The organism is Paenibacillus baimaensis, assembly GCF_025567575.1.
Map to the genome: position 1 here is coordinate 61998 of NZ_JAOQIO010000098.1, position 11869 is coordinate 73866.

Genomic DNA, 11869 nt, shown 5'->3' on the forward strand with positions numbered 1-11869 from the left:
ATTTGAAAAATATATCAGTTAGATTCCAATAGTCTTCAATCCTCTGCTATTCAGATCTTCGCGTCATTTGCTGCCAGACCGAACCTTCTGCTGCATGACCGCCTTCAATCCGTTCGATTGCCATCTTGATCTGCATACGGACTTCAAATTCAGGATCATCCTCTGCTGGCCGCAGTGCTGTTAGGGCTTGCTCATCACCGACCTCATAGAGGAAACGTGCTGCACGCCAGCGAACCAGCTTATTGGGATCCTTCAGTGCTTTCATCATCATGGGGACAGCTCCTGGATCGCCGATATCGGACAGCGTGTCGCCCGCCGTACGGCGTACCGAAGCTGTTGAATCCTCTAGTGCAGGCTGCAAGTAAGGCAGCACATCCAACGTATCCTTCAAATCACCCAAATATACGGTCGCGAGACGGCGAATTGACGATTTCTCATCCTTTAGGGCATGTGTCAACAGCGGCAGTGTTTCGATAGAGGGTTTAATTTGCTGTAAAGCTGCATAGCGCTGCTTCCAATCAGGGGCTGCCAATTGCAGCAGCAGCTCTTCTTTGGATAAGATAGCCCGGCCTGCCGAGCTTACAGCAGCAGTGCCTTCTACCGATGCGCCACCCAACTGCAGTGACTGCTCAATTAGAGACTGTAGGCGGGGTTCATCATAAGCCGCGTCTATTTCCTGGGTGATTTCTTCTAATACTTCCTTAAGCTCGCCGTACCGGATACCCCAATCCTCAAGTGAGCGCTCCTTGATCAGATTGGGTGCTGCGGACGCTGCACGGATAGCTGCATCACTAAAGCGCTGCGGCAGTCCAGCACGCTGTTGTTCCATACCGCTTGTTACACGAACCTGAAGCGGAATACCCCGAAAGTGCTGCAGCAGTACCTGAACCTCGCCGAAAGAAGAGATATTGCTCGAATCAGCTGCATCTGCAGCAGGCTGGAACTGATCCATGGTGGATGGGCTGCCGCCCAGTATTTCGTGAATTTGCGCCAAAATCGGCTGCCAATCGTTGCTGCCAATCCGATCGACAGCTAGAAAGTCAGCAGCGTGATACACACTTTTGACTCCATGGATGGCAAATAGTTTGGCGATAAAAGCTGGAGCCTGATCGATGTTCGCTTTGGTATAAGTCGACCGCACACCGTCGGGAATACGCTCGTCTAACTGGATTTTCATGGAATTAGGACTTGGTGTTGGTTCGATGGATACGATATGCAAGGTATTGCCACCTTTCTATGCATGAATTAACGGCTGTACCGTCAAGTGATAATGGAACGCGAGCATCATATAAAAAAAGACCGTTCACGCACGTCCGCGCAAGTACCGGTCTTTTAGTATGTGCTGTTGAGCCTAGTCCTTATCAACGAGATTACGATGTAAGTAGTTGTCGTCCAAAGTCTTGGTCAGATCAAACACGGTATGAGCCAGATCAAGATTTTCAAAAATATGTTCACACTGTTCTTTGTATGCCATTTCTTCATCATAATGGGCTGTGGATTTCACAATGCTGTCAGCTGAATAGCCGCGCAGCTCCTCACGTTTGATAATGGTTTGCCGATCAGTATAGATGAAGATACGAATTGCTTTTCGTCCATAGAGCTGTTTCACGGTATCGGCACCTTGCCGATTCAGAACCAGATAAATCACGCCATGCGCTTGCAGGGAATTTGCCAAATCTTGCTCCAGAACGCCATAACGATTGCCGTCTAATTCAATGACCTCAATAAATTCGTTGTTCTGCTGCGCTTGTGTAAAAGCCTCAGGGGTTACAAAATGATAATCCAGTCCATCCTCTTCTCCAGATCGGGGTGCTCTTGTAGTGTGCGAAAGAACTTGTTTCATGCCAAGCGTATCACCCAACATTTGTGCTACGGTTTTCCGACCAGCACCATTAGGGCCGGTGAAAATGAAAATAATGTCATGGTCCTTTAATTCGTACATAGAAGCCCCTCCTTGAGTTGAGAGTTGTTGCGTACCCTTTATTTTACATGGTTTTACTCTCAGGGTAAAGGCTTCATTCTGTATTTATGTTGTGTAAATCAAGGTTTTAGCGTCCGCTGCGTCCACGAGGTCCACTGCCCTTGCTGCCAGGACGGGCACCTCGGCTAGCAGGTGCAGAGCCTCTTGGGGTAGGAGCGGATTGTGGATTCCGATCCTGCCGTCCGCTGCCTACTGCACCGGTACGATCACCGCCACGGGCGGCTGAAGCTCCACGGCCTGTACTTGCCTTGGCTCGCTGCTGAGCGTCACGCTTGCTGGTCCATTCTCCACCGTCACGAGCTGATCCCGCAGCACCACCACTACTAGCCCGACCGGCCCCTGTCCCAGTTCCATATCTGGAAGCAGATGCCCCGGCACGGCTATTCGTGGATTCACCGTTCTCACGGCTTGGCCTTTCTGACCGGGAAGAGCCACCTGACCGATTGTGTGTACCATACTCGCGATCACGATTCCGATTGGGAGCACCGGGCTTGCCAAAAATCCCGCTTAAGCCTCTTTCTTCGCCGCCACCACGCACACGCTCAGTATCGCCGCTTGCTTCTCCGCGTCGTGCGTCGCCCCGCACGGTGCGAGTACTACCAGCGTTGGCGCGCTCATCGCCACGCGCTGCCGGTGCTGCGCCGCTGCGATCGCGCCAGCCGCCAGCGTCCGCGCCACGCTGTCCGCCAGCCGCTCCTGCGCGTCCACGCCCGCTTGGCGCATTGCCGCCAAAGCCACTGCGGCTTCGGCGAGGCCCATCGCTTGCGCCTGCTGCTCCGCGGCGTGCGCCGCCACGCTCTCCGCGTCCGCGCGCTCCATCGCGCTCCGCCCGCTCTGTGCTCATGCTCACGCGATCCTTGTCACCGCTGCGGACAGCACGGGTGCGTCCGCTGGTTTGCTCTGCGCTCAGCTCGCCGTCGGCATGCATCGTACGAATTGGCAGCTGTGCGTTGATACCCTGCTCGATTTCGATCAGCGCCTTCATATCACGCTGAGTGAGCAGTGTAACTGCCATTCCGCGTTGTCCAGCCCGTCCGGTCCGACCGATCCGGTGAATATAAGCCTCAGTGTCATGCGGCATATCGTAGTTAAATACATGGGTAATCCCTTCAACATCAAGACCACGTGAGGCAATGTCCGTCACGACCAAAAATTGAATTTTGGCATCGCGGAATCTTTTCATGACCTGCTCGCGCTTGCCCTGGGTCAGATCGCCATGCAGCTCATCGGACACATAGCCCATTTCCTGCAAGGCCTGATTCAATTCGGCAGCCCGCAGCTTGGTACGGCAAAAAATCATAGCCAAATACGGACGCATTTCTTCCATTAAATGGACAAGGGCATCTTGCTTTCCACGGTCTGTAGTTTTAATAGCAATTTGCTCGATTTCGGTGAGCGTGATTTGTCGGGATTTGACCTTGACTTCCTGTGGTGACCTCATGTAGCCTTTGGCGAGATTGCGAATCGGTGTCGGCATCGTTGCGGAGAAGAGCAGGGTTTGTCGTTTAACCGGTGTTTGCATGATGATTTCCTCAACGTCCTTGAGAAAACCCATATGCAGCATTTGATCGGCCTCATCGAGCACCAGGGTAGACAGTTTATTCAACTGCACGGTTTCGCGTCGTATATGGTCGAGCAGTCGTCCAGGCGTCGCGATGATCAGATGGATCGTACCTGCAAGCTTTTTCAGCTGACGTTCGACATCTTGTCCACCGTAAGCGGCTAATACATTCATGCCTTTGAGTGGAGCCCACTTTTGCACCTCAGCCGTAATTTGAATAGCCAGTTCACGAGTAGGTGTCAAAATCATCGCTTGTGTGTAGTTTTTGACAGGATCGAAATTTTCCAGAATCGGCAATACAAAAGCGAGGGTTTTACCTGTTCCGGTTTGTGCTTGAGCGATAATATCCTTGCCTGTCAATACGATCGGAATCGCTTCCTTCTGGATTGGTGTCGGTTCGGTATATCCTTGCTGTGCCAGTGCTTCCGCGACTTCTTCACTAATGCCGAGTGCGGTGAACATATTGGATTTCATTGTTAGTTATCTCCTTCATCTATCGGTTCATTCCTTGATCACATCTTGCAACTGCAGGTATACGTGCAAACAGGCTCACTATTCAAACCAATAATGTGGTGGTATTTTCAAGGCGCTTACCTTGCATTCTACAGGAATCGGTAGGAAAAAGAAACCAGCCTGTCATGTGATTCACGTCAAAAACCCCTCTCGGTTTCTTCATATATATTAATGAAGAGAAACTTTGAGGGGGCTTCGAGCAGGTTTATTGCTCAGACTGCGTCGGAATCGTAGGTAGCGTACCAAATATACGTTCAGATATAGCATCGAATTCAGGCAAATAAGGCGTCAAATCATGCCCGCTCCAAGCCTCCTGGGCTAATCGGTTTAATTCGTTGACGTAATCACGGTTGGCAGAAATATACACGTCGGACACATTAGGCTGCAAACTGCGGATTTTTTCAGCGATCTTTTGCTTGAACAAATGAGTGATCTGGTCATGATATTGGACGGTCTCATAATTATTGGAGCCGTTCGTCAGCAGATTAGGGTCCATATAGTCATTGAACGGAGTTGACGGATTGTACAAGCCTCTTACCGTTCCCGCATTATTGGTTTCCAGCGGACCGCTTTTTGTACCTGAAGCCGTGTTATCAATCAAGATTGCCACATAAGCCGTTTTATCGGCCATCATCACAATACAACTGTTAACGCCATTCATAGCCGCGACCTTTTCACCCAGAGCCTGATTGAATTGAAGAGTGGAATGGCGATGGGAAACGATTGAATTTTGCTGTTCAGTCTGATAAGCGCGTGTTGTATCCTGTGGAGCATTTCCTGTACGGCTTCCATAATTCGAAGCACTGTTCTTGTCATAGATGCTGAAGCAGCCACACAGACCCAATAAGGAACTGATACATATAAAGGTTAGGCCAAGACGCAGATTTTGCATGAAGTCCTCCTTGAGTTTATTTACGTAATAGATTCAAAAAGTCGACTTTTTGAACTCGCACTATTATAGTAGCATTCATCAAAGAAACAGAATTATGCGTGGAAGTTCAAATCAAAGCGGATGCATAAAATAGCTTGAACAAGGGTATAAAATCAGAGAGGCTTATTTGGAAAAAAACGAGCAGCGGCGCAGGTTGAGAACAATTTGTGAACTTCTCCAGATTGATTGACAAAAAAGGGGTACGAATTTATAGTTAATATGGTAAATAGGCTCATTGACAATATGTGACCTTTTGTTCGAAAAATATTTGCTTTAGAGGTGGGATTAATTAGATGAATCGATGGCAGAATCTGTGGCGTTACATCCCTCTTGTCGGGTTAATGTTGCTATTATCGGGCTGTGGGAGCGACACGCTTTCAGCGTTGAGGCCAAGAGGTCCGGTAGCTAGAGATCAGCTGTTTTTGATGGAGCTGAGTCTGGGCATCATGGTATTGGTAACCGTGATTGTATTTGCGATTTATATTTATGTGCTCGTACGCTTTCGGAAGAAAAAAGGCGATAAAGATATTATTCCGAAGCAAGTGGAAGGCAGTCACGTTCTGGAAATCATTTGGACGGTAGTGCCTATTATTTTGCTGCTCATTCTGGCTGTGCCAACCGTGAGCTACACCGTTAAGCTTGCTGAAAATCATATTGGCAACAAGGACGCGGTGCATGTTAAAGTAACGGCGCATCAATTCTGGTGGCAGTTCGAATATCCGGAGTTGGGAATTTCAACAGCACAAGATTTGGTTATTCCAAAAGGTAAGAAAATTGCCTTTGAAATTACTTCAGCAGACGTATTGCATGCTTTCTGGGTGCCTTCACTTGCAGGTAAGCAGGATACCAATCCGGGCATGACCAACACGATGTATTTTGAGGCGGATGATGCCGCTGTCTTTATGGGTAAGTGCGCGGAGCTCTGTGGAGCGTCACATGCATTGATGGACTTCAAGGTTATATCGAAGACCGAAGCCGATTTTACCAAGTGGGTTGATAAAATGAAAGCTCCTGCGACTATTTCTGCAGATGCGCGGAATGGTGAACAGGTGTTTAAAGATAACTGTCTCGCCTGTCACGCGGTCAGTCCCGAAGGCCTTGGGATGGGACCGAATCTGAACGGTTTTGCTTCACGTGAAATGATTGCAGGTGTGTTGCCTCGTATAGACAAGGATGGCAAGGATGTTAGTGATGCGAAGCTGCATGAATGGATTAGTAATCCTCAGTCCGTGAAACCGGGTAATAAAATGCCTGCTTTTGGTCCTACAGGATCGAAACCGCTGCAGGATCAACAAATCAACGATGTTATTAAATATTTGAATGCTCTGAAATAGGGACGATTTTGGAAAAAAGGAGGTAAAATACGTTGGCAAACTCTCATCCAGTAAAGCACTACAGTGGACTTATGGATTGGTTAACTACGGTTGACCACAAAAAGATCGGTATTTTGTATTTAATCGCAGGCGGCTTCTTTTTCTTGATAGGCGGTCTGGAAGCTATTTTGATCCGGATTCAGCTTGCGTTTCCTGATCAGAAAATTTTTGTTGGCGATGCGTTTAATGCTTTGACAACAATGCATGGTACAACGATGATTTTCTTTGCCGCAATGCCGATCATATTTGCATTTATGAATGCGATTGTTCCACTCCAGATTGGAGCGCGAGATGTTGCATTCCCTTTCGTTAATGCGCTTGGCTTATGGTTATTCTTCTTTGGTGGCGTAATGCTGAACGTGAGCTGGTTTTTGGGCGGTGCTCCAACGGCCGGTTGGACAGCTTATGCTCCATTATCTGCCATCGTCGATACCACGTCCGCATATCATGGGGTCGACTTTTATGTACTAGGTCTGCAAATCGCAGGATTGGGTACACTAATTGGGGGGATTAACTTCCTTGTTACGATTATTAACATGCGGGCACCAGGCATGACTTACATGAGAATGCCAATGTTTACATGGACGGCTTTTATTACTTCGGCTTTGATCCTGTTCGCTTTCCCGGCGATCACGGTTGGTTTGGTTGAGCTTATGTTTGACCGTATGTTTGGCGGTGCTTTCTTCGAAATTTCCAAGGGTGGGAACGCTGTACTATGGGAGCATTTATTCTGGATCTTTGGGCATCCCGAAGTATACATTCTGATTCTTCCTGCTTTCGGAATCATTTCCGAAATCGTCAGTACGTTTTCCAAAAAGCGTCTTTTCGGATACAGCTCCATGGTATTCGCAACAGCGTTGATCGGGTTCTTGGGCTTCATGGTTTGGGTCCACCATATGTTTACAACAGGTATTGGTCCAATAGGTAATGCGATTTTTGCGATTGCAACAATGGCCATTGCCGTACCTACAGGTGTTAAAATCTTTAACTGGCTGTTTACATTGTGGGGCGGTCAAATTACGTTCTCGACAGCTAATATGTTTGCAACAGCGTTTATTCCAACCTTCGTTATGGGTGGTGTGACTGGGGTTATGCTTGCAGTTCCACCGGCAGATTACCAGTATCACGATACTTACTTTGTTGTCGCGCATTTCCATTACGTTATCGTTGGTGGACTTGTACTGGGATTATTTGCAGGCCTTTACTATTGGTGGCCAAAAATGTTCGGACGTATGCTTAGCGAAACGCTTGGCAAAGTTCACTTCTGGACATTCTTTATCGGGTTCCATCTGACATTCTTCCCGCAGCATTTCCTTGGGCTTATGGGGATGCCACGCCGCGTATTTACATACCAGCCAGGCGTAGGGCTTGAAGAAGGTAACTTTGTCAGTACGATTGGTGCTTTCCTGATGGGTATTGGTACTATCGTATTCCTGATCAATGCAATTGTAGCAGCAAGAAAACCAAAAAATGCACCTGCAGATCCTTGGGATGGTCGTACCCTGGAGTGGTCGATTCCTTCTCCTGCACCTGAATATAACTTTAAACAAACTCCACTTGTTCGTGGTTTGGATGCATTGTGGAAAGAAAAGATGGCTGGCAACAAGGAAATGACGCCTGCCGAACCTATTGGTTCGATTCATATGCCATCCGCATCGATCCTGCCTTTAATATTCTCAATCGGATTCTTTATTGCAGGTTTCGGTTTTATGTATCACACGTATTCTGTCGCTATTATCGGTGGAGGCATCATGCTGGCTTGTATGTTCCTTCGTTCGGTATATGATGACAAGGGCTTTCATATTGAGCCGGAAGAACTTGAAGATAAGGGGGCTAAGGCATGAGTGCGCATCATGAAGTAGGCGGTGCACTGCCACCTCACGCAGAAACCGCGACATTGGAAGGCAAGAATAAGGTCACGGGCTTCTGGCTCTTCCTTGGCGGAGAGTGCGTATTGTTCGGTACGTTGTTCGCAACGTTCATCGCATTACGTAATCAGGTTCCTGATGGTCCAACTGGACAAGAATTGTTTAATCTGACAACAGTCGGAATTTCCACATTTATTTTGTTAACGAGCTCCCTGACCAGCGTATTCGCTACAATGGCCATGCATCGTAATGATTTGAAAAAGTTGAACTTGTGGATGGCTGTTACCGTATTGCTGGGTTTGGGATTCCTGGGTCTGGAAATTTACGAGTTCATGGAATATGTTCATGAAGGTCATGTATTTACGAAGAGTGCATTTGCTACTTCCTTCTATACACTCGTTGGCTTCCATGGAGCGCACGTAGCGTTCGGTGTACTATGGATCACATTGTTAATTATATCTTCGTTCAAAAAAGGACTTACAGTCGTAACTGCCCCTAAGTACTACGTTGCCGGACTTTATTGGCACTTTATCGACGTAGTATGGGTATTTATCTTCACCGTAGTGTACTTATTGGGGAAGGTGGGACCGTAAATGAGCAGCCAACAGCATGCAACACCAGCGGCTAAGCGCCATAAAGCGGAAAGCCCTAAGAACCATTACTTGTCTTATATTGTATCGATTCTTTTAACAATGATAGCCTTTGCCGCTGTACTTTATGGCGGATTGGATCGTTGGTTTCTCATTCTTTTCCTAACGGGTCTTGGGATCGTACAAGCGATTTTCCAATTAGCTTATTGGATGCACATGAAGGAAAGAGGTCACCTGTTTCCTATTGTAGGGATTATATTTGGATTCATCGTAGCTTTAACTGCAGTAGCGGCAGCCGTCTACTGGACTTGGTGGTAAGTAGAGGAGGCTTTTAGAAATAAAAGCCTCTTCTTTCTATTGAGCATGCACTATTTTTCACAAAGTAAGTAGGCAGGAAATTAAGGTTAGTGAGAAAGGAGAATCATCATGAACATGGAAGCAATGGGTCATATGGAGCACACAACAGGAGATATTATGTCGGCGGGTTTTGCTAACCTGTGGAGTCCCGGGTTGCTCCTGATTGTTGTCATTATCGGCTGGCTGTACAGTTTGGCTGTAACTCGCTGGCGTCATCGTTTTGCGGATACAGCACCTGTGAAAAGGAGTCAGCTAGTCTACTTTTATTTGGGGTTGTTGATGTACTATGTAGCAGAGGGATCGCCGCTCAGCTTGTATTCGCATCTCTACAGCTTTAGCGCTCATATGCTGCAGCAGTCGTTTCTGTATTTAGTTGTACCTCCGCTGCTGTTGCTGGGACTGCCTGGATGGCTGCTGCGCCCTGTATTGAAACCGAAAGCGATGAAGGCTTTTATGCAGGCTTTTACATCGCCATTGATCTCTTTGTTCGTGTTTAATATGGTGTTCTCCTTTTATCATATTCCAATCATTATGGATACTTTAATGGCCAACATGCCGCTTCATGAGCTGTACAAAGCTATTTTTCTACTGGCTGCTTTTCAGCTGTGGTTCCCTGTATTTTGTCCGTTACCTGAATATAACCGGATGTCCGAGCTGAAGAAGATGGGTTATATCTTCGTTAACGGGATCTTGCTGACACCTGCCTGCGCATTGATCATATTTGCAGGATCACCTTTATATCAAGCCTATGCTGACGTTCCTGAACAGTATTTGTTCATGTCAGTGCTTAATGATCAGCAGCTTGGCGGGGTCATTATGAAGATTGTTCAGGAAATTGTTTATGCTGTGGCACTTGCTTACACCTTCTTCGGCTGGTACCGGAGAGAGCGCAAAATGGAAGCGGAAGAAGATCTGATGAATGAGTCTTTGATTCAGCATCCACAAGCCCAGCCTTCTGTTCAAATGAATCGAGCTTAAATTTATGATGGGTTAGGTGGGACTCGGTATGCCTATTTTACCAACGATCAGCACCAGCTTTATAGTGATCAGTGCGATCTTTGTCGCCTGTGGATGGTACCAGATTGTGAAGGGTAACCGTCAAACACACCAAAAGCTGATGGTGTGGGGTGCGGTGTTCGCACTTGCCTTTTTTATTATATATGTATCGAGAACGTTGTTCGTCGGCAATACAAGCTTTGGGGGTCCCGAGCATTTAAAGCTTCCCTACCATTTATTTTTATTTTTTCACATTGCCTTGGCTACGACAGGCGGCGTATTCGGAATCGTCACGCTGCTGCTTGCGTATAAACAAAGATTTGCCAGACACCGCAAAATAGGGCGTTGGACAGCCGTAATGTGGCTTCTAACAGCACCTACAGGTGTAGCTGTATTCATTCTTCTGTATGTGATGTATCCAGGTGGAGATACCAAACCGATGATCAATGCGATATTTGGCAAATAATAAAGAAGCAGATGCTTGTCCATGAGATGGATGCATCTGCTTCTTTTTTTACGTATTGATTATGAGTCCGGGATTCAGATTAAAGCGCGCTTCCTCCAAATATAAACCGGTATTCCCAGTGTCTATTATCAATAGTATCAATGCGGACTCCACCGGATTCCTTGGAATAGGTGTGCAAGATTTTACCGTCTCCCAGATAGATGCCTACATGTGTAATACGCTGATTAGCTGTATTGCTGGGATATGCGGATTTGCTTGTTCCTTTGTAATCCATGAAGAACATCAGGTCGCCTACCTTGAGGTTGCTCCAATTGGTAGTGGTTTTACCGATTTTGCGGACGTAGTCACCCTGCTGTCTGGAGTCGCTTGGTAGTGTAATATTGGCACCGTCTTTAAAAGCCTGGCGTACGAAATCAGAGCAATCGAAGGTATTGGTGTTGGAACGGTCGGAACCATACTCATAGGGGGTACCTAAATAGGATTTGCCCGCTTTGATAACACTATTAATGGTGTTACTGGTATTGCCGCCGTTATTACCTCCACTTCCGCCGCTACTACCACCGGATGTGGACGGTTTTATGTATTGGCTGTTGGTTGATACATAACCTGTGACTCCGTTGGAATCACTGACTTTGTACCAATAGTCATTAACTTTCGACAAAATTTTAACGGTTTCTCCGGCTTTCAAAAATCTGATGCTGCTCGAATCGGTGGATGCACCTGTTCTGAAGTTAACGCTGCTAACAATGACGGCAGAGGAAGGATCGTTGGTGCCACTGCCGCCGGAAGAGGTCTCTTTTATGTATTGGCTGCTAGTTGATACATAACCGGTTTCTCCTTTGGAATCACGGATTTTGTACCAGTAGTCATTGATTTTTGATAAAATTTCAACAGTCTCTCCGGCTTTCAAAAATCCTTTGCTGCTCGAATCGACGGACGCTCCAGTTCTGAAGTTAACGCTGCTGACAATGACGGCTGATGAAGCATCGGCTTGGTTGGGGACGAGTAGACCGACGCCTGTGGTGAGAGTGGTGGCTAACAGCAATGTCGCAAGATGTTTTTTCAAAATGTAATACCTCCAGTTGATGTTTTCAAACCTTATGTATATAAACATTCTCATTGCTTTTAAGCAGGAGAACGAGGTTTGCCTGGGAATCGATAAAAAAAGCTGTGGTTGGTTATCGAAATTGTTGATTTGACATCTAACCCGTTTGACAGCCACAATGGGGTTAG

General features: G+C 47.0%; 11 protein-coding genes. 6 read left to right on the plus strand and 5 right to left on the minus strand.

What is annotated here, in order from left to right:
* Positions 1 to 46 precede the first annotated feature (46 nt).
* From OB236_RS28510 to OB236_RS28525, 4 genes are all read right to left on the minus strand, one after another.
* Positions 47 to 1219 carry a conserved virulence factor C family protein gene (locus tag OB236_RS28510; RefSeq protein WP_262686956.1) on the minus strand — a complete coding sequence of 391 codons (1173 nt, stop codon included), beginning with the start codon at positions 1217 to 1219 and terminating at the stop codon, positions 47 to 49.
* Between the two features lie 132 nt (positions 1220 to 1351).
* A complete protein-coding gene (locus OB236_RS28515) occupies positions 1352 to 1942 on the minus strand; it encodes a guanylate kinase (RefSeq protein WP_076230345.1) in 591 nt (196 codons plus the stop codon).
* Positions 1943 to 2048: 106 nt separating this feature from the next.
* Positions 2049 to 4016, minus strand: coding sequence for a DEAD/DEAH box helicase (locus OB236_RS28520; protein ID WP_262686957.1), 1968 nt, complete (start codon positions 4014 to 4016; stop codon positions 2049 to 2051).
* A 244-nt stretch (positions 4017 to 4260) separates the two neighbouring features.
* On the minus strand, positions 4261 to 4947 hold the full coding sequence (locus OB236_RS28525; RefSeq protein ID WP_076230343.1) for a hypothetical protein: 687 nt from the start codon (positions 4945 to 4947) through the stop codon (positions 4261 to 4263).
* Positions 4948 to 5279: 332 nt separating this feature from the next.
* On the opposite strand from OB236_RS28525, the gene coxB reads away from it, so the two are divergent.
* The 6 genes from coxB to OB236_RS28555 all read left to right on the plus strand — a co-directional run bounded on the left by coxB (position 5280) and on the right by OB236_RS28555 (position 10636).
* The gene (gene coxB, locus OB236_RS28530) at positions 5280 to 6320 is read left to right on the plus strand and encodes a cytochrome c oxidase subunit II (protein ID WP_262686958.1); all 1041 of its coding nucleotides are present in this window, start codon (positions 5280 to 5282) and stop codon (positions 6318 to 6320) included.
* Between the two features lie 71 nt (positions 6321 to 6391).
* On the plus strand, positions 6392 to 8203 hold the full coding sequence (ctaD, locus tag OB236_RS28535) for a cytochrome c oxidase subunit I (protein ID WP_076230637.1): 1812 nt from the start codon (positions 6392 to 6394) through the stop codon (positions 8201 to 8203).
* The gene (locus OB236_RS28540) at positions 8200 to 8820 is read left to right on the plus strand and encodes a cytochrome (ubi)quinol oxidase subunit III (RefSeq protein WP_076230341.1); all 621 of its coding nucleotides are present in this window, start codon (positions 8200 to 8202) and stop codon (positions 8818 to 8820) included. Before ctaD ends, OB236_RS28540 begins: the two co-directional genes overlap by 4 nt.
* Positions 8821 to 9135: a cytochrome C oxidase subunit IV family protein gene (locus OB236_RS28545; protein ID WP_076230340.1), complete on the plus strand. Its 315-nt coding sequence runs from the start codon at positions 8821 to 8823 to the stop codon at positions 9133 to 9135.
* A 108-nt stretch (positions 9136 to 9243) separates the two neighbouring features.
* Positions 9244 to 10152 (plus strand): cytochrome c oxidase assembly protein, encoded by a 909-nt coding sequence (locus tag OB236_RS28550; RefSeq protein ID WP_256711280.1) that lies wholly within the window; start codon positions 9244 to 9246, stop codon positions 10150 to 10152.
* A 28-nt stretch (positions 10153 to 10180) separates the two neighbouring features.
* On the plus strand, positions 10181 to 10636 hold the full coding sequence (locus OB236_RS28555; RefSeq protein WP_262686959.1) for a DUF420 domain-containing protein: 456 nt from the start codon (positions 10181 to 10183) through the stop codon (positions 10634 to 10636).
* 79 nt (positions 10637 to 10715) lie between these two features.
* Here OB236_RS28555 and OB236_RS28560 read toward each other — a convergent pair whose 3' ends face one another.
* Positions 10716 to 11702, minus strand: coding sequence for a C40 family peptidase (locus OB236_RS28560; RefSeq protein WP_262686960.1), 987 nt, complete (start codon positions 11700 to 11702; stop codon positions 10716 to 10718).
* Positions 11703 to 11869: the final 167 nt, after the last annotated feature.